A 17,934-nucleotide genomic window follows, 5' to 3' on the forward strand; every position below is an offset into this window, starting at 1 on the left:
TCTTGCTGCCGAACGAGGGGCCGCTCACATGACTCAGACGAATTCGCGGCCGGTGCTCACCCCGGTCGCGCGACGCACACCCCGCCAGGCCGGCCCCAAAGGCAACATGCTGCTCCGGCTGCTCAAAACCACCGACCACAAACAGATCGGCATCCTCTACCTGGCGACCTCGTTCGCGTTCTTCCTCATCGGCGGACTCATGGCCCTGCTCATGCGCGGCGAACTCGCCGTCCCCGGGCTGCAGTTCCTCTCCAACGAACAATACAACCAGCTCTTCACCATGCACGGCACCGTGATGATGCTGCTCTACGCCACCCCCAACGTCTTCGGCTTCGCCAACTTCATCCTCCCCCTCCAGATCGGCTCACCCGACGTCGCCTTCCCCCGCCTCAACGCCTTCTCCTACTGGCTCTACCTCTTCGGCGCCCTCATCACCATCTCCGGCTTCCTCACCCCCGGCGGCGCCGCCGACTTCGGCTGGTTCGCCTACACCCCCCTGTCCACCGCCACCTACTCCCCCGGCGTCGGCGGCGACCTCTGGGTCACCGGACTCATCATCACCGGCCTCGGCACCATCCTCGGCGCCGTCAACATGATCACCACCGTCCTCTGCCTGCGCGCCCCCGGCATGACCATGTGGCGCATGCCCATCTTCACCTGGAACATCCTGTTCACCAGCATCCTCATCCTCGCCGCCTTCCCCGTCTTCACCGCCGCCCTCTTCGGCCTGCTCGCCGACCGCCACCTCGGCGCCCACGTCTTCGACCCCGCCACCGGCGGCTCCATCCTCTGGCAACACCTCTTCTGGTTCTTCGGCCACCCCGAGGTCTACATCGTCGCCCTGCCCTACTTCGGCATCATCACCGAAATCATCCCCGTCTTCAGCCGCAAACCCCTCTTCGGCTACAAACTCATGGTCTGGGCCACCGTCGCCATCACCGCACTCTCCTTCTCCGTCTGGGCCCACCACATGTTCGCCACCGGTGCCGTCCTACTCCCCTTCTTCTCCTTCCTCACCTTCCTCATCGCCGTCCCCACCGGCATCAAATTCTTCAACTGGATCGGCACCATGTGGCGCGGACAACTCACCTTCGAAACCCCCATGCTCTGGGCCGTCGGATTCATGATCACCTTCCTCTTCGGCGGCCTCACCGGCGTCCTACTCGGCGCACCCGCCATCGACTTCCACGTCCACGACACCTACTTCGTCGTCGCCCACTTCCACTACGTCCTCTTCGGCACCATCGTCTTCGCCACCTTCGCCGGCATCTACTACTGGTTCCCGAAGATGACCGGCCGCATGCTCGACGAGCCGCTGGGAAAGCTGCACTTCTGGCTCACCTTCCTCGGCTTCCACGGCACCTTCCTCATCCACCACTGGCTCGGCAGCGCCGGCATGCCCCGCCGCTACGCCGACTACCTGGCCACCGACCAATTCACCACCCTCCATCTGATTTCCACCGTCGCCTCCTTCGTCCTCGGGCTTTCGGTGCTGCCGTTCATCTACAACGTCATGCGCAGCTACCGCTACGGCGACCCCGCCGAAGTGGACGACCCCTGGGGCTACGGCAACTCCCTCGAATGGGCCACCACCTCACCACCCCCACGACACAACTTCCTCGACCTACCCCGCATCCGCTCCGAACGACCAGCATTCGAACTGCACTACCCCCACATGATCCAGCGCATGCGCGACGAAGGACACCGCACACCACAAGGCCGCGAACGCTCCGCCGACCCCGGTGAACTCGCCGCCGCCGCCACCCAACCCGACAACCAAGGCCCCAGCGAAGACCCCCGCGGCCGGTAAACCACCGCGCTCGTCTTCGCCCACGATCAGGTTCACCGTCCACCCGGGTGGCTGAACCGGGCTTCCCGTGGTCTTGATCAGCGACTTAGCGTCGAGGGAGGTTTCCGATCACAGCAGTGGAGGACAGCGCATGACCGCCTCGGACAGGCACCTCGGCACCGGCCGCCGCAACTTCCTCAAGGGAGCCGCCGCGGCGGCGCTCGGCATCGGCGGGATGGCGGCCGTCGGCCTGCCGGCCCGGGCCGCCCAGCAGGCGGGCGTGCCGCCGGTCGGCGCCGAGTTCACGCTCGGCCTGATCGCCGAGAACAGTGGGCTGCGGATCGGGAACACCGATGTGCAGACCGACTTCCGGGGCGAGGTCGCGTTCCGCGCCGAGGCGAGCCCGGACGACAACCCGGCCACGTCGGTGCGGTTGCGGATGCTCGGCCTGCGCATGTCCGGCGAACTACCCGGCGGCGCCTCCCGGCAGAGCGGCGCGATCGTCATCGAGCAGCAGGACGCCGAAGTGGCCGCCCAAAGCTCGCTGAAGCTCACCCAGCCGTTCCCGCAGCGGTATGAGCAGACCATGGTGCTGAGCTTCACCATGAAGATCGTCCAGCCGGGCGCTCGGATCGACCAGCCGCTGGTGCTGACCACGAAGGAACCGGCGGTGCTGGTCGGCCACATCAGCCAGTTCCCGCCGAAGGGCGATCTCTACCAGCTGCAGAACCCGGTCGACCTGGTGCTGCCGGGCGACCCGGGCACCACCATCGCCACGATCCAGGCGTTCCCGGTCCGGGTGGGCGGCCTCGGCTGAGGTCCCCGCGCTGCCCGAGGCGGGTCAGCTCCAGGGCACGGTGGCTTGGAGCACCGCCTCGGTCAGCGCCTCCGTGCGGAACCGCGTCACTTCCTGGTACTCGGGATCCGCGACCATCCGGCTGAACGCCGCCCGATCCGGGTACCGGACGATCACCACCGCGTCCCAGCTCTGCCCGTCCTCCGCCACGAGCACGGTGGACCCCGTACCCGCGTAGAGGATCTCCGCGCCGTAGCGGGCCAGGAACTTTTCCCGCAGGAGACGCGCGTACTCCTCGTAGGACTCGAGCCCGCCGTCGGCGAACCGCAGCAGGTTCAGCATGACCACCGGCCCGCCGGGGTCCTCCGCGAGCAGTCGTTTCAGGTCAGCACCCCGGGGATCGATCGCCATACCGCCATCATGCTGGCAAACCGGCTCGAGCGCATCGGCAAGATCACCAGCCGACGGCGGTCAGCGCAGCGCGGCGGAGACCGTCGGCACCACGTCGGTGATGTCCAGCAGCTCCACGTGCTGCGCGTGCGTGGCGGTGAACTCGCGCAGCGGGATGGCCGAGGTCCCGTAGCGGTGGGTGAACCGGTGTTGCAGGTGCGGTGAGGAGCGCCCGAGCAGTTCCCCGACCGGGCTGGTGCTCGTGCGCAGGAACCGCGCCGGTTCGGTGCCCACCGCCCAGAGTTCGGGACGTCGTCCGCTGCCGTCCATGGCCAGGTGCACCAGGTCGGCGACGAGGGCCCGCTTGCGCACCACGTCCCCGCCCGACCACACCGCGACCTTGAACTCCGCGACCCGGCGGTTGGTCGCCAGGTCGAACAACCTGGCCGGGTCGTTGCCAGGGCCGAGTGACGGCCGCTCGGTCACGGTTTCGCCGTCCTCCAGGATCACGGGCAGGGCCAGCGCGATGACGGTGGCGTGGATGACGTCGCTGACCCGGCCCACGTTGGTCCGCACGATCAGCGCGGCCTCCAGGAGGTCCGAGGTGAGGCCGGCGGCGTTCCCGATCGCCTCGGCACGATGCGCGTCGACGCCGACCAGCGCGTGTTCCAGTGCGCCGACACCCTCGGTCAGCGGGGCCTGGCGCAGGAACGCGACCAGTGTGGCGAACGCGGCGCCCGCCTCCTCGACGCTGACCTGGGCGGCTTTCCGGGCGGCCGGACGGCGAGCGGGGACCCCCGCGGGACGGGTTCGCTGGCTGGTGACCAGGCCGAGCCTGCGGAACTGCAGGAGGGCGGCGTGTGAGGTGAACTCCGTGCGGTGGATCCCCAGCGCCGCCTCCAGTGCCTGCTTGACCGGGAAGCGCACCCCCTCGACTTCGACCCAGTGGGTGCGGATCTCCTCCGGCAGCCGATGCCGGAGCCGTTCGGTCACCACGTCCGCACTCAGGGCGAAATCCTGGCCACTGAGGACGAAACGCACGTCGATGTGCTGTTCACCGGAAGCGTCCACCGGTAGAGATCGGTCGCGGCCCGGCCGATGTCACAACGACCGGTCCGGCGCCGGTCAACGCGGGCGTGGGGGGGAGGCGGTGGGCGAGCAGGGCGAGGCGGACTCGGTTGTCCGCGCCGGTTTTGGTCATGAGGCTGGTGATGTGCGTCTTCACCGTGCTGACGGCCACGCGCAGGCGGGCGGCGATCTCCGCATTGGACAGTCCGTCCGCCACGAGGGCGAGCACGTCCCGTTCCCGCTCGGTCAGGTCCACCACCTCTTCCGGCTTCTGGTGCGCGCCAACGGCTTTGCGCACCAGGCGCCGCAACACCCGCGGGCTGAACGGCGACTCCCCCGCGGCGGTGCGGCGGATCGCGTCGAGCAGTTCCTCCGGCGGCGCGTCCTTGGTCAGGAACCCGTGCGCACCGGCGGCCAGCGCCGGGTACACGTGCTCGTCGTCGTCGAACGTGGTCAGCACCAGTATCCGGACCGCGGGCCGCGCGGCGGCGATCTGCGCGGTGGCGGTGATGCCGTCCACGCCGGGCATCCGGAGGTCCATCAGCACCACGTCCGGCGTCACCAGGCCCGCCTGGCGGATGGCTTCCTCGCCGTTCTCCGCCTCACCGACGACGTCCAGGTCCGGGCAGTCCTCGCACAGCATCCGCAGGCCCGCACGCACCAGTCGCTGATCGTCGACGAGCAGTACGCGGATCACGGCTCGCCTCCCGACGGGATCGTCACCTGCAGGTTCCAGCCGCCATCCCGGCCGCTCGCGGTGACGCGCCCGCCCAGCAGTTCGACGCGTTCGCGCATGCCGACGAGCCCGAATCCCGGCGCGCCGGACGAGGCACCGGTCCCGTCGTCGGTGACCGCGATCCGTGTGGCGTGGTCGTCGGCTCGCACGGTCAGTGTCGCGTGCGGGCCGCCGTGCTTCACCACGTTCGTCAAGCCTTCCTGCACGACCCGGAGCACCGCCAGGCGCCGGATCGAGTCGAGGCCCGCCACGGACGGGTCGATCTCCGCGTCGAGCGCCACGCCCGCCGCGCGAGTGCGTTCCACGACGGCGGTGAGCGCGGCAGGCAACCCGTCCTCGTCGGCGAGCGAGGCACCGGCCGCGTTGCCCTCGGTCGTCGCCGCCGGGTCCCGCAGCACGGTCATCAGCCGCTTCAGGTCGCCCAGTCCGGCACGGGTGGTGGCGTGTGCCTGTGCCAGCGCCTCGTCCACGCGCGGGTCGCTGCCGTGCAGGGCGTGGCGGGCGGCACCGACCTGCACGGCGACCGACGCCAGGTGGTGCGCCATCAGGTCGTGCAACTCGCGGGCGATCGCCGTGCGCTCGGCGACCCTGGCGGCCAGGACGGCTTCCTCGCGGCGGCGATCCGCCTCCAGCGCGACACCCAGCACCGACCGGATGTACAGGCCGAGCAGCACCGGCGGCGCGGCGGTCAGCAGCAGCGACGTGGGGGTCAGCAGCGGGTCGAACGCCGGTGCGTACAGCCACAACTGCGCCGCGGCGAAGGCCGCGGTGCCGCACAGGGCGGGCCACCGCCCGCGCCGGATCCACAGCTCCCCCAGCGTGATCATCGTGAGCACGAACATCACCGGCATCGCGGCCTGCACGGCCCCGCCGGCGGTGGCGAGCAGCAACGCCGACTGCGCGACGGTCGTGGTCAGCGGCAGCCACGCCCCGGCGCCGGTCAGCACGGCGGCGGTGAGGCCGAGCACCCAGTCCAGGGAGGTCACCGGCACCGGCCCGTGCAGCACGGCCAGGTCGACGGCCGTCACGAGCACGGGCAGCACGCGCACCGGAAGCCACTTCGTGGTCGTCACGCCCCGACAGTAGATCCGCGCCGGGGTCGCTCGCCTCCTACCGCGGTAGGAGGCGAGCACTGGCCTTGCGCAGGAGGTGACGCGCGGTCTCCCAGACCACTGTGGACCGCATGAAAATCCGTCTGTTGCTCCTGTCCACCGCCGTGGCCGGATCGGTGGTCGCGCTGCCCATGCCGGCCGTCGGATGGACTGCCTGCGCCGAGTCCGCGTCGTGCACCGAGGTCGAAGTCCCGGTCGACTGGGCCGAGCCCGACGGCGACCGGTTCACCATGGCCGTCGCCCGGCACGCGGCCACCGGTGAGAAGCAGGGCACGATCGTGTACCTGCCCGCCGGGCCGGGCAGCTCCGGTGTCGACGCGGTCACCAACGAAGAAATCCTGAGTGTCCTGCTGCCGCCCGAGGTCGTCGAGCACTTCGACGTGGTCAGCTTCGACCCGCGCGGGGTCCGCCGCAGTTCGCCGGTTATCTGCGACTCGGCGTTGGTGGCCACTTTGGACCGTCCGGAACCACGCAGTCAGGCCGAATTCGAGGGACTCCTGTCCGCACAGGCAGCTGTCGGCGCGGACTGCCGTCAGCGGACCGGCCCGGTTTTCGACCACCTCGACAGCACGCAGGTGGCACGAGATGTCGACGCGTTGCGCAGCGTGCTCGGCGAGGAGAAGTTGAACCTGTACGCGTTGTCGTACGGGACCGTGGTGGGCCAGATGTACGCGGAGCAGTTCCCCGAGCGGATCCGGACCATGGTGCTGGACGCGGTGTACGATCACAGCGTCGATTCCGGCCGGTTCGCCGTGACCGGAGCGCTGGCCGGGCAGGAGTCGTTCGACCGGTTCGTCGAGTGGTGTGACGCCGACGCCGCGTGCGTGCTGCACAACACCGACGTCCGCTCCCGGCTCGCCGCGTTGTACGACCGCGCCGAAGCGGGCACCCTGCCGGACCCGGAAGCACCGGCCGAGTTCATCGATCCGGCAGCCCTCACCAGCCGGATCGTTTCGCCGTTGACCCGCCCGGACCTGCCCGCGGTGGCCGCCGAAATCGCGCGCCTCGAAGCGGCTCACACCGGTCAGCAACTCGCGGCGACCACGCCGCTGCCCATCTTCCTGCAGTGCGCCGACAACCGGAACGACCTCGCTTCCTACGCCGACGTCGAACGGCTGGCCGCGCGAACTCGGGCGGTAGCCCCGGATGTGCGCTCCTCGGCCTACGACATCGCGACGCTGTGCATCAATCCACCGGTACCCGCGAGCAACCCGCAACGCCCGCTCGACGTGGACGACGTGCCGCCGATCATGGTGCTGAACGCGCGCTACGACGCCTCCACGCCACACCAGGGCGCCCGGCACGTCGCCGAGCAGCTGCCCGGCTCGGTGTTCGTCACCTACGACGGCATGGGTCACGGCGCCGCCACCCGGTCCGCGTGCACGCGGCAGCTCGTGCAGCGGTACTTCAGCGACACCACGCTGCCCGCGCCGGACAGCCACTGCCCGGCCTGACGCGGCGGTGTCGGTTTCGTCCAAGACCTCTCCGCCGTGCCGACCCTAAAGTGGCCTGGACCGGTTGGCCGGGCGGCCTCGCCGCCTTTTTCGAAGGAGCACTTTTGACGCGTGAACTGATCTACACGGGCTTCATGTCGCTGGACGGCGTGGTGGATTCGCCCGGCGGCAAGGTGGAGGGGCACCGCAGCGGCGGCTGGGTGCTGGAGACGGAGTTCGTGGCCGAGGCCTACTCGCTCAAAGGCGAGGAACTCGAAGAGACGACCGCGCTGATGTTCGGCCGCCGGAGCTTCGATGCCTTCGCGACTACCTGGCCCGACTCGGAGGACCACGTCGCGTACAAGGAACTGCCGAAGTACGTCGTCTCGACGACCTTGACCGAGGACGCGCTGGTCGAGGGCTGGGGGCCGATCACGATCCTGCGGTCGGCCGAGGACGTGGCGAAGCTGAAGCAGTCCGACGGCGGCGCGATCTTCATCCACGGCAGCGCCGAACTCGCGCGGCGCCTGTCGGAGGCCGACCTGATCGACCGGTACCACCTGCTGGTGTTCCCGGTACTGCTGGGCGCGGGCAAGAGCGTGTTCAGCGGGGAGGACCGCGACAAGCAGAACCTGCGGCTGCGGGACTCAGCCGCCTACGCCAACGGGGTCACCAAGCTGGTCTACGACGTCGTGCGCTGAACCGGGATCGAGGGCGATCGCGCCATCGCCCTCACCGGCGCGCAGTTGCTGCGCCGTCCGGCCGACGTACCGCCGCAGGGCGCGAGCGAGGTGCGGTTCGTCGTAGTAGCCGAGCTTGCCTACCACGTCGGTCGTCACCACACCCGAGGCCAGCAGTACCGCGGCCGCGCGGATGCGTTCGATCTGCCGGACGGCGCCTCGGGTGAGGCCGGTCGCCGCCCGGAAGCGGCGTTCCACCGTCCGTTCCGAGACGGCTGGCCGATAGCCACGGCAGATGTCGGCGACCATCGGATCGCGGGTCACGGTCCCGTGCCGGGCGAGCCGCTCGACGAGCGCCTCGGCGTCATCCGCGCCGGGCATCTCCCAGCGCTGACCGTCGAGCCAGAACTTCCGGCTGGTCACGTCGGGCAGGACGATCCCACTGTCCACCATGGCCGGTGCGGGCACGGCCCGCAGCGAGGTGCCGACGGCGAACTGGATGCCCACGAACGTCGCGTCCTCCGGCACCGGCGCGGTCCCGGCCCGCGTCTCCGGCCCGGTGACGGCCGCGTAGGTCAGGCCCCGCATCCGCCAGAACACCAGCCCCCACGTCTCGGTGGCGACCGACGTCATCTCCGAGACCTGCTCGCTCCGGCACGTCCACACGGTGTCCACCCACCCCGAATCGGACGAGCGCGTCTCGAACCGCAGTCCCACGTTTCCCTCCCGGTCCGGCCAGGCGCCGATCCTAGGACGACCGCCGCCCGCGCCGCGGTGGGCCCGGACCAGTCCACGGCCTTCGCCGGAGCGACGGTGAGCGCACGGGGTCATTGCGGAGCGGGCGGGGACGCTCTACGGTAGCGGAACTAGAACAGGTTATAGTTTTGCTGGCGCGCCGGACCGAGGAGCGGACATGGTGAAGAGGGCACCGCGGGGCGACGAGGCGGACTACATCGTCGTCGGGTCGGGGAGCTCGGGGGCGGCGATCGCGGGCAGGCTGGCCGAGTCCGGGGCCAGCGTGATCGTGCTGGAGGCGGGCAGGACCGATCAGCGGCTGCTGGTCAGGAAGCCGGGACTGGTCGGGCCGATGCACGCGGTCCCCCAGCTCAAGAAGCCCTTCGACTGGGGCCTGTACTCGGTGCCGCAGAAGCACGCCCTCGATCGCCGGATGCCGGTGCCGCGCGGCAAGGTCGTCGGCGGCTCCAGCTCCATCAACGGCATGGTCTACGTCCGCGGCAACCGCGCCAACTTCGACGACTGGGCCGCCGAGGGCAACACCGGCTGGGACGCCGACAGCGTCAACGCGGCGTACAAGCGCATGGAGGACTTCGAGGACGGCGAGAACACGTTCCGGGGCGCGGGCGGCCCGATCCGGATCACCCGCAACAAGATCCCCCAGGAGGGGTCGCTCCAGTTCGTCCAGGCCACCGCCGACACCATCGGCTGCAAGATCCTCGACGACTACAACGCCGAATCGCAAGAAGGCGTCAGCCGGATGCAGCAGAACGCCGCCGACGGCCTGCGCTACAGCGCCTCACGCGGCTACATCCACGACCTCGCTCCCCGGACGTTGCAACTGCAGTCCGGCGTGCTGGCGCGGAAGGTGCTCATCGAGAACGGCCGCGCGACCGGCGTGGAGGTCGTCGACGCCGACGGCACCCGGCGCACGCTGCGTGCTGGCAAGGAGGTCATCCTCTCCGCCGGGTTCGTCGGTTCGGCGCAGTTGCTCATGCTGTCCGGCATCGGCCACGCCGAACACCTGCGGGGCCACGGCATCGACGTGGTCGCGGACCTGCCCGTCGGCGACAACCTGCACGACCACATGTTCCACGCGCTGACCTTCCACGTGTCGTCGAGCCGGAACACCGGCACACCGCCGTACTTCGCCCGCGGCCTGGCCAGGGAACTGATGCGGCCCGGCACCACGTTCCTGGCGAACTCGGTGTTCGAAGCGGTCGCGTTCCTCAGGACCTCCCAGGCCGGCGCGGTCCCCGACCTCCAGTTGCACCTCCTGCCGTGGGCGTACGTCTCCCCCAACCAGGACGCGCCGATCCGGCACGACGTCGACAAGCGGCCCGCGCTCACCGTGCTGGTGACGCTGATCTACCCGAAGAGCCGGGGCACGCTCCGGCTCGCCTCGGGCGATCCCTCGGCGCCCCCGCTCATCGACCCCCAGTACCTCGCCGACCCGGCCGACCTCGAAGTGCTCGGCGAAGGTTCGGAGATGGCGCGCGAGATCTTCGCCTCGGGCGCGTTCCAAGGCGCGGTCAAGGAGGAAATCCACCCCGGCAAGGACCTGCGGGGTCAGGAGTTGCGCGACGCGATCCTCAACCGCGCGACTTCGGTGTACCACGGCGTCGGCACCTGCCGGATGGGCGTCGACGAACTCGCGGTCGTCAGCCCCGACCTCAAGGTCCGCGGGGTCGACGGGCTGCGGGTCTGCGACGCCTCCATCATGCCGTCGATCACCGGCGGCAACACGAACGCGCCCAGCATCATGATCGGCGAGATGGGCGCGCGGCTCGTCCTCGGCGACGACCGAGTCCACTGACCGGGAGAAGTCCATGACCGTCACCCCGCTCGCGCTCACCCGTCCGGCGTCGGCCACCGACGCGCTCCTGCGGCGGCTCGTCGCCAGGGTGCCCGGCTCGTCCGGCGCGACCTGGCAGCTCACCGAGGTCTACACCGGCGACACCCTCGTCGAGCTCCCGCAGTCGACGCCCGCCGACATCGAGCAGGCGTTCACCGTCGCCCGCGCGGCGCAGCGGAAGTGGGCGGCCACCCCGCTGAAGGAGCGCCTGGCGGTGTTCAAGCGGGCGCACGCGATCTTCGTCGACCACGCGCGGACCGTCGCCGACCTCATCCAGGTCGAGAGCGGCAAGAACCGGCAGATGGCGATCGAGGAGACCTGCGACCCGGTGATGGTGATGAGCCACTACCTCAAGCGGGCCACCAGGTTGCTGGCGCCGACCAAGCGCGGCGGGCCGGTGCCCTTCCTGACGACGTCGACCGAGATCCGGCAGCCCAAGGGCGTCGTGGGCATCATCGCGCCGTGGAACTTCCCGTTCGCCACCGGCATTTCCGACGCCGTCCCGGCGCTGATGGCCGGCAACGCGGTGGTGCTCAAGCCCGACAACAAGACCGCGCTCTCGCCGCTCTACGGCATCCAGATGCTGGAAGAAGCCGGGCTGCCGGAGGGCTTGTTCCAGGTGGTGTGCGGCGAAGGCCCCGACGTCGGCCCGACGCTCATCGACCAGGCCGACTACGTGATGTTCACCGGCTCCACGGCCACCGGCCGGGTGATCGGCGAGCGGGCCGGGCGCAACCTCATCGGCTGCTGCCTCGAACTCGGCGGCAAGAACCCGATGATCGTGCTCGAGGACGCCGACCTGGCGGAAACCGTGCAGGGCGCGGTCTTCGGCGCCTTCGGCAACACCGGGCAGATCTGCATGCACATCGAACGGATCTACCTGCCGGCCTCGCGCTACGACGAGTTCAAGAACGCGTTCGTGGCCAAGGCCGAAGCGCTCGACGTCCGCGCCGCCTACGATTTCGGGCCGGAGATGGGCTCGCTCGTCTCCGTCGACCACCTGCGCCGTGTCCAGTCGCATGTGGACGATGCCGTGGCCAAGGGTGCCACCGTCCTCTGCGGCGGCAAGGCGCGACCGGACCTCGGCCCGGCGTTCTTCGAGCCGACGATCCTCGAAGGCGTCACGCAGGACATGGTCTGCGGGGTCACCGAAACCTTCGGACCCGTTGTGGCGCTGCACGAGTACGACACCGTCGACGAAGCCGTCGCGCTGGCCAACGACACCGACTACGGCCTCAACGCGTCGATCTGGGGCAGCGATCTCGGCGCGGCGCGTGCGGTCGCCGCCCGCCTGGAATCCGGCAACGTCAACATCAACGACATCCTCGCCACCGCCTACGCCGCCAAGGGCACCCCGTCCGGCGGGGTCAAGAGCTCCGGCGTCGGTGCCCGGCACGGTGACCAGGGCCTGCTCAAGTACACCGACGTGCAGAACCTGGCCGTGCTGAAGAAGCAGGTCATGGGACCGCGCCCCGGGCAGGACCACGAGAAGTACGTCAAGAGCATGCTGTCCGGGCTGAAGATGATGCGGAAGTTCCGCATCCGCTGATCCTCGGGTCCTCAGTGGTCCGGTTGCAGGATGGTCGAGACCACCCGGCGGGCCGCGGCGGCGAAGCGGCCGGGGGTGACCGACGGCATGCTGGTGACGATGAGCAGGAGCGTGCTGCTCATCGGGAACACGCCCACGCAGCCCCGTTCGGCTTCGAAGACCGTGGACTGCAGGCGGCCCTGTGACACCAGGCCGCTGAAGTGGTCACCGATGCTGGCCGCGGCGGCGGCCAGCGCGGAACCGTGCAGGGCGATCGTGGCCTCGCCGTCGCCTTCGGTGCGGGAGCCGCTGTCCGCGGCGATCACCAGGCCGTCCCGGCTGGTCATCACCGCGTGCCGCACGTCGTCGACCTCGGCGCACGCGCGGTCCAGCAACTCCCCGACCACCTGGGGGTCGCGCAGCCGGATCTCCCGGCGCTGCGTCTCGGCGCTCATACCGTGATGGCCTGCTCGAGCCGGCGGAGCTGGTGCCTGGCCAGCGCGAGGTTCGCGCGCGACCGGTCGAGCACGAGGTAGAGGAAGAGCTTCTCGCTGGGCGTGTGCCGGTCCAGCGGCATGATGATGTGGTACTGCGAGCCCAGCGTGATGAGGATGTCCTCGATGACCTCTTCCAGCTGCATGGTCTCGATGGCCCGCAGTTTCGCGCGCACGACGTCGGTGTTCACCGCACCGGCCACCTCGAGGTCGAGCAGCGCGTTGCCGCCCTGCTGCCCCAGCACCATGCCGCTCTGGTAGTCCACGAGCGCGATGCCCAGCGCACCGTCCACCGCCATGGCACCACGCAAAGCCTCGTCGATCTTCATCCTCGCCCAGCCCAGCTTCCCTGATCGACCGGAGCGCGCACCGCGGCCCGGGAGTCGGATTCGTGCGACCGGCGGCAGACCACGCACCAGTGAAGGTGTTCCCTGCAGGCTCCCCAGAGCGGCCGACAACCGAGTCCGAAGTGTAGCAACGGCGCACCGGCCAGACCAGAGCGAAGATCACCGGAAAATAATGTCCGGAATGGACGAACGCATCGGCATGATCCACCGGCGCCCGGAAGTACACTGTGGAATTTCCGATGAGTGGGAAGTGCACCGGATACCGGGAGAAGGCCGTGAATGTCCCAGCGCCGGGCCACCTGGTTCGAGGATGACCGCGGGTTTCGCCGGTATTTACCGCCGATGAACGGTGGATGGACAACGAGCGGAACACGCGGAAGCGGTGCCGCGGGTCGGGTATTTTCCCGGTATCGGGCAAGGAACCGCGAAAAGTCTCGAGCGGAAATGGTGACGGCGCAGCGGACGAGGGAACCGGTCGAAGCGGGCGAACCGAATGATGCCGGACCGCCGCGGCGGGAGTCGCTGCGGGCACTGGCCCGGCGGCGACGGCGGTCACTGGGCAGGCACACCGGCATCCAGTACTGGCTGCGGGTCCGCGGTTACTACATCCTCGCCTTCTTCGCCGGGCTGTTCGTGCTCAACGCCGCGGTCTTCGGCGGCCGGGTCGCCTACGACGTCAGCGTCCAGATCACCTCACCGTGGGAGACCGCGAACGCGTGGCTGGCGCTGCCGTTGTCGATCTCGGGCTGGCTGGTGGTGACCGGGTTCGCCGGCGCGGTGGCCGGGTACGTGGTCACCGAGGTGACCGACAACCGCAACATCCGCAACCTGCGCGGGCGCCAGGCCACCCGGCGGATCGGGCCCATCCCCCTGCTCGACCGCCTGCAGTACGGCAAGCACGGCTTCGAGGTCCCGCACTACTTCGGGATCCGGTTCGTGCTGCGCCACCAGGGCAACTGGCGGACCGCACAGGACCACTGGGAGCTCATCGTCGAGCAGTTCCTCAACGCCGAAGCCAACCGCGGCAAGGGACCGAAGCAGGTCATGTGGGAAGCCGTCCTCGAAGCCTCCTACGTGCTGGACGGCATGTCCGGCCGGTGCCCGGAGTGCGCCAAGCCGCCGCGTGGCGGGGAAAGCGGTACCGATGCCGGAGACTGACCCGGCCACGCGCCGGACCGTGGACGAAGTCGCCAGAGACCTGCACGACGTCGCCTACCCGGACCGGGACCCCGCGTGGGTCCGGGAGCAGGTGGCCATCGCCGAAGCACGGATCAGCCGGGCCAAGCAGGCGCAGCCTTCGACGGCCGCGGGCGCGCGCCGCCTGTCCGACGCGGTGGTCAACCGTGCCGCGCCACGCAGGCGCAGCACCCGCCAGCGCGTCGCCTTCGCCGCGGTGGCGGCGGTGGCGGCCGTGCTGGGTGTCACCGAACGGCAGTGGGTCGCCGAGGCGGCGATCAGCCCGGTCGGCATCGCCGGTCTGCTCGCCGCGGCGGCCGCCGCGGTCGTCGGCACGGTCGTGTCCTTCGTGCGGTCGCGGCGGGAGCGGGTGCTGTCCTGCCGGATCCGGATCGACGCCCCGTTCGGCGTCGACATCGGGGAGACCGTCCGGCTGGAGGGCGAACAGCACGCGGTGACCGATCCCGGCGTGGTGGTCGTCCGGATCAAGAGCACCGGGGGCAGGCCGGTCGATCCGGAGGACTACGTGTCCCCGCTCAGCCTGCACTTCCCCGGCCGCAAGGTGGTTTCGGCCGACGCGACCGAGTTCGAGCCCGAGGAGCTGCAGCGGGTGCTGGCCGGGCTGGCGGACTTCACCATCGAAGGCGACCGGATGAAGCTGCCACCGGTCGGGCTCAAGCCGGACCACTCGTTCAAGCTGGTGATCGTGCTGTCCGGCACCAAGCCCGGGGCCAAGCACCAGGTGGTGGTCGAGGGCGGCCTGCGCGACGGCCGGATCACCACGCACGAAGGCCGGGAGAAGATCCGGCCGCAAACCCTGGTGTGGGGTGGGCTGACCGCGCTGTGCGCCGGGGCGTTCGCCGTGGTGCTGCTGCTCAACAACGTCACGCCGTTCACCAAGCTCCCCGAGGGCGTGGTGTGCGCACCCGGCTCGCTGACGGTCGAGGGCTCGACCGCGTTCGGCCGGGCCGCGACGGAACTGGCCGGGTCGTACGGCGCGTACTGCCCGGAGGCGTCGGTCAAGGTCCGCACGCCCGGCAGCCGGGAAGGCCTGGAGCGGCTGCTGACCGCCGCCGAGAACGGGACCCAGCAGCTCGCGCTCTCCGACGGCCGGTTCGACGAGCCGCAGTTCGGCGGGCTGGCGGCGGAGCCGGTGGCGATCGTGCCGTTCACCTTCGTCGTCAGCGACGACGTGCCGATCGACTCGATCTCCACCGCGGACGCCCGGCGCGTCTTCACCGGCGCCGCACGGACCTGGAGCGACATCACCGGAAATCCGCGTGACACCGGCGAAATCCGCGTGGTCGGCCGCTCCACCGACTCGGGAACCCGCCAGGCGCTGGAACGGTACGTGCTCGGCAGCACCCCCGGTGCCCCGGTCAAGCAGGCGGACGCCACGTCGGACTCCTGCCGGGAACGGCTTCCGGGCGTCCCGTCACAGCTGCCGATCGTCTGCGAACAGGGTTCGACCGGCGATGTGCTCGACCGGGTGGCCAACCTCGACGACGCGATCGGGTACGCGGGCGTGTCCGAAGTAGACCAGGCCGCCGGGGTGAAGAAGATCGGCCTGGACGGGCGAGCCGGGACGCTCGACGACCTGCACGACCACGGCTATCCCTTTTGGACGGTCGAGTACGTGTACAGCCATTCCGGCTCCGAGCCGGGATCGTTGTCCGGCCTGTTCAAGAGCTTCCTGCACGCGCCGGAGGGCCGCAGCGCGCTCGCGGGTTTCCAGTTCTACTCCTGCGCCGGTGACGCGGCGGCGCTGTGCCCACTCAGGTAGGGGCCCACTCAGGTAAGGCCCAGCAGGGCCGGGTTCGTGGCCAGGGCACGCCACCGCCCGGCGGGATCGGCCACCAGTTTCCGTTCGGTGAGGTCGAGCAGGCCGCAGACGCTGCTCACCTCCGCGACCACCACGCCGTCCTGCCGGTGTAGTTGCTGGAATATGCGGGAGGTTCGGCCGCCGGGCCATTCGTACACCGAGGTGATCGTGACGCTGTCGGCCGCGTGCAGTTCCGCCAGGTGACGAATGGTCGTTTCGAGGTTGACCGGCCCCAGACCGTGGGCGCGGAACACTTCCAGGTCGGCACCGGCCGCGACGGCGGTGACCCACCGGGCATGGTCGGCGTAGGTGAGGTAGGCGGGCCCGCGCACGTGACCGTTGGTGTCCAGGTCGTCACTGCGGACGGGCAGCGTTATCGGCTCCATGGGCCGACCTTCGCCGCTCAGGGCGTGGCCGTCTGGTCGATTCCGGCCACACCGCTGTGACGCGCGTAACCCGCCACCAGCCGGGCGGGCGAGGACCCGGACAGGCGGACGCACTCGTGGCCGAGGTGCGACTGGTCGGCGTACCCGAGGTCCGCGGCCACCGAGGACAACTCCGCCCGTCCGGCCGCCAGGTCGCCGAGCCGGCGCACGAACCGGGAGAACCGCAGTACCCGCTGGACTTCCTTCGGACCGCATCCGGCAGCGGTGTGCAACCGCCGCCGCAGCGTCCGTTCGCTCAGGCCGAGCCGGTCCGCCACGAGGCCGACCCTGGCTCCCGGATCGGTCAGTTCCCGCACCAAGGCGGGCAGTACCGGATCCGGCCGGAACCCGTCGCGCAGCCGCCGCACGACGAAACGTTCGAGTACGACGCGCTTTTCGGCGGAGGTGACGGCCTCTCGCAATTCGGCTCCCGTGCGCGAGGCTGCCGGAAGGGGCTCGGACAAGGCGGCAGGCCCCAGCACTCCGCCCACGACTCCGCAGTGCAGCCGGAGGCCGACCGGATTCACCGTGGCCGACAACGGAATCCGCACCGGCACCAAGCCCGTCGTCAGGAGCAGCCGTTCACCGTCCCACGAAAGGTCGGCGCACCCGTCCGGTAGCACACGTATTTCTCGCGACCAGCCCGGAACGCCCTCCCAGGTGCACTGGGCGACGCCGGACAGCGCCGCGGACGGCGGGAACTCCCGGTAGTGGGACAACCGCCGTCCACCGGGCGCGGCCGCGGAAAACCGCAGTGGAACCCCCATGGCGGCGATTGTGCCATCCCCTCAGGCGCGTTGGAGTTCCTCGACAGTGGATTTCAGACCCGCCATCGCCGCGATGTGGAGCCGCGGGCCGTAGGAAACCCGGGCCACGCCCAGTTCCCGGAGCGCGGCCAGGTCCAGCTCGTCGCCGGTGTTGCCGTTGACCGGCCCCGGCAGTTCGGTGACCAGCGCGGCGAGATCGGCCTTCCGGCGCACGCCGATCGGGTACAGGCAGTCGGCCCCGGCTTCCCGGTAGAGCCGCCCCCGCCGGATCGTCTCCGCCAGCCGGTCCGCTTCGGCGATGCCCCGGCCGGGCAGGAAGGCGTCGATGCGGGCGTTGAGCACGATCGGCACTCCGGCTTCCTCGGCGGCGGCGCGCACGCCCGCGAGCCACTCGGCGTGCGCACCCGCCTCGGCCAGGCCACCGGACCGGTGATCGGTGTCCTCCAGGTTGGCGCCGACCGCGCCGGTCTCCAGCAGGCGGTCCACCAGTTCGCGCGGCCGCATGCCGTATCCCGCCTCGGCGTCGACGGTGACCGGCACGGATACCGCGCGGGCGATGCGCCCGGCCGCGGCGAACATCTCCTGCCACGGCGCCCCTTCCCCGTCCGGGTGGCCGAGCGTCGCCGAGACGGCGGCGCTGGCCGTGGCGATCGCGGCGAAACCCACGTCGGCCACGGTCTTGGCGCTGGCCGCGTCCCACACGTTCGGCAGCACGAGCAGGTCCCCGGTGTGCAGCTCGCGGAGCCGCCCGGCAAGGTCCTTCAGTTCGGTCATCGGTGGT

18 protein-coding genes are annotated in these 17,934 nt (G+C 70.2%); 8 read left to right on the plus strand and 10 right to left on the minus strand.

All coding sequences use genetic code 11. The annotated features are described in order from the left end of the window. Positions 1-28 precede the first annotated feature (28 nt). Positions 29-1,810 (plus strand): cytochrome c oxidase subunit I, encoded by a 1,782-nt coding sequence (gene ctaD / locus L3Q67_RS35685; protein ID WP_499185817.1) that lies wholly within the window; start codon positions 29-31, stop codon positions 1,808-1,810. 130 nt (positions 1,811-1,940) lie between these two features. Beyond that, on the plus strand, positions 1,941-2,606 hold the full coding sequence (locus tag L3Q67_RS35690) for a hypothetical protein (protein WP_499185818.1): 666 nt from the start codon (positions 1,941-1,943) through the stop codon (positions 2,604-2,606). A 24-nt stretch (positions 2,607-2,630) separates the two neighbouring features. Here L3Q67_RS35690 and L3Q67_RS35695 read toward each other — a convergent pair whose 3' ends face one another. From L3Q67_RS35695 to L3Q67_RS35710, 4 genes are read right to left on the minus strand one after another with little or no spacing between them, the layout of a single operon-like run. Further along, entirely contained in the window at positions 2,631-2,996 is a 366-nt protein-coding gene (locus L3Q67_RS35695) for a DUF1330 domain-containing protein (RefSeq protein WP_499185819.1), read from the minus strand. 60 nt (positions 2,997-3,056) lie between these two features. Continuing rightward, positions 3,057-4,046: a hypothetical protein gene (locus L3Q67_RS35700; RefSeq protein ID WP_499185820.1), complete on the minus strand. Its 990-nt coding sequence runs from the start codon at positions 4,044-4,046 to the stop codon at positions 3,057-3,059. Beyond that, a complete protein-coding gene (locus L3Q67_RS35705) occupies positions 4,030-4,740 on the minus strand; it encodes a transcriptional regulator (protein ID WP_499185821.1) in 711 nt (236 codons plus the stop codon). Before L3Q67_RS35705 ends, L3Q67_RS35700 begins: the two co-directional genes overlap by 17 nt. Then, positions 4,737-5,852, minus strand: coding sequence for a sensor histidine kinase (locus L3Q67_RS35710; protein WP_499185822.1), 1,116 nt, complete (start codon positions 5,850-5,852; stop codon positions 4,737-4,739). The genes L3Q67_RS35705 and L3Q67_RS35710 overlap by 4 nt, the downstream gene beginning before the upstream one ends. Positions 5,853-5,962: 110 nt before the next feature. Between L3Q67_RS35710 and L3Q67_RS35715 the strand changes: the two genes are divergently transcribed. Further along, on the plus strand, positions 5,963-7,345 hold the full coding sequence (locus L3Q67_RS35715) for an alpha/beta hydrolase (RefSeq protein ID WP_499185823.1): 1,383 nt from the start codon (positions 5,963-5,965) through the stop codon (positions 7,343-7,345). Positions 7,346-7,479: 134 nt separating this feature from the next. Then, positions 7,480-8,025: a dihydrofolate reductase family protein gene (locus L3Q67_RS35720; protein ID WP_499191721.1), complete on the plus strand. Its 546-nt coding sequence runs from the start codon at positions 7,480-7,482 to the stop codon at positions 8,023-8,025. Here the strand turns inward: L3Q67_RS35720 and L3Q67_RS35725 are convergent. Then, the gene (locus L3Q67_RS35725; protein WP_499185824.1) at positions 7,972-8,721 is read right to left on the minus strand and encodes a helix-turn-helix transcriptional regulator; all 750 of its coding nucleotides are present in this window, start codon (positions 8,719-8,721) and stop codon (positions 7,972-7,974) included. The genes L3Q67_RS35720 and L3Q67_RS35725 overlap by 54 nt on opposite strands. Positions 8,722-8,917: 196 nt before the next feature. Here L3Q67_RS35725 and L3Q67_RS35730 point away from each other — a divergent pair, with 196 nt between their 5' ends. Together L3Q67_RS35730 and L3Q67_RS35735 are read left to right on the plus strand one after the other, a co-directional pair. Then, positions 8,918-10,555, plus strand: coding sequence for a GMC family oxidoreductase (locus tag L3Q67_RS35730; RefSeq protein ID WP_499185825.1), 1,638 nt, complete (start codon positions 8,918-8,920; stop codon positions 10,553-10,555). A gap of 13 nt (positions 10,556-10,568) precedes the next feature. Then, complete coding sequence (locus L3Q67_RS35735; RefSeq protein ID WP_499185826.1) at positions 10,569-12,143, plus strand: succinate-semialdehyde dehydrogenase (NADP(+)); 1,575 nt, start codon at positions 10,569-10,571, stop codon at positions 12,141-12,143. 11 nt (positions 12,144-12,154) lie between these two features. Here L3Q67_RS35735 and L3Q67_RS35740 read toward each other — a convergent pair whose 3' ends face one another. Together L3Q67_RS35740 and L3Q67_RS35745 are read right to left on the minus strand one after the other, a co-directional pair. Continuing rightward, complete coding sequence (locus L3Q67_RS35740; RefSeq protein ID WP_499185827.1) at positions 12,155-12,577, minus strand: roadblock/LC7 domain-containing protein; 423 nt, start codon at positions 12,575-12,577, stop codon at positions 12,155-12,157. Then, on the minus strand, positions 12,574-12,945 hold the full coding sequence (locus L3Q67_RS35745; RefSeq protein ID WP_499185828.1) for a hypothetical protein: 372 nt from the start codon (positions 12,943-12,945) through the stop codon (positions 12,574-12,576). Before L3Q67_RS35745 ends, L3Q67_RS35740 begins: the two co-directional genes overlap by 4 nt. Positions 12,946-13,407: 462 nt before the next feature. Here L3Q67_RS35745 and L3Q67_RS35750 point away from each other — a divergent pair, with 462 nt between their 5' ends. Together L3Q67_RS35750 and L3Q67_RS35755 are read left to right on the plus strand one after the other, a co-directional pair. Next, positions 13,408-14,121, plus strand: coding sequence for a DUF6313 family protein (locus tag L3Q67_RS35750; protein ID WP_499185829.1), 714 nt, complete (start codon positions 13,408-13,410; stop codon positions 14,119-14,121). Then, positions 14,108-15,922: a PstS family phosphate ABC transporter substrate-binding protein gene (locus L3Q67_RS35755; RefSeq protein ID WP_499185830.1), complete on the plus strand. Its 1,815-nt coding sequence runs from the start codon at positions 14,108-14,110 to the stop codon at positions 15,920-15,922. The genes L3Q67_RS35750 and L3Q67_RS35755 overlap by 14 nt, the downstream gene beginning before the upstream one ends. An 8-nt stretch (positions 15,923-15,930) precedes the next feature. Here the strand turns inward: L3Q67_RS35755 and L3Q67_RS35760 are convergent, their stop codons facing one another. From L3Q67_RS35760 to L3Q67_RS35770, 3 genes are read right to left on the minus strand one after another with little or no spacing between them, the layout of a single operon-like run. Next, positions 15,931-16,347: an acyl-CoA thioesterase gene (locus L3Q67_RS35760; RefSeq protein ID WP_499185831.1), complete on the minus strand. Its 417-nt coding sequence runs from the start codon at positions 16,345-16,347 to the stop codon at positions 15,931-15,933. A gap of 17 nt (positions 16,348-16,364) precedes the next feature. Continuing rightward, positions 16,365-17,153 carry a helix-turn-helix domain-containing protein gene (locus L3Q67_RS35765; RefSeq protein ID WP_499185832.1) on the minus strand — a complete coding sequence of 263 codons (789 nt, stop codon included), beginning with the start codon at positions 17,151-17,153 and terminating at the stop codon, positions 16,365-16,367. A 21-nt stretch (positions 17,154-17,174) separates the two neighbouring features. Next, positions 17,175-17,927: an isocitrate lyase/PEP mutase family protein gene (locus L3Q67_RS35770; protein ID WP_499185833.1), complete on the minus strand. Its 753-nt coding sequence runs from the start codon at positions 17,925-17,927 to the stop codon at positions 17,175-17,177. Positions 17,928-17,934 lie beyond the last annotated feature (7 nt).

Source organism: Saccharothrix sp. AJ9571, from assembly GCF_021725495.1.
Classification (GTDB): domain Bacteria; phylum Actinomycetota; class Actinomycetes; order Mycobacteriales; family Pseudonocardiaceae; genus Amycolatopsis; species Amycolatopsis magusensis.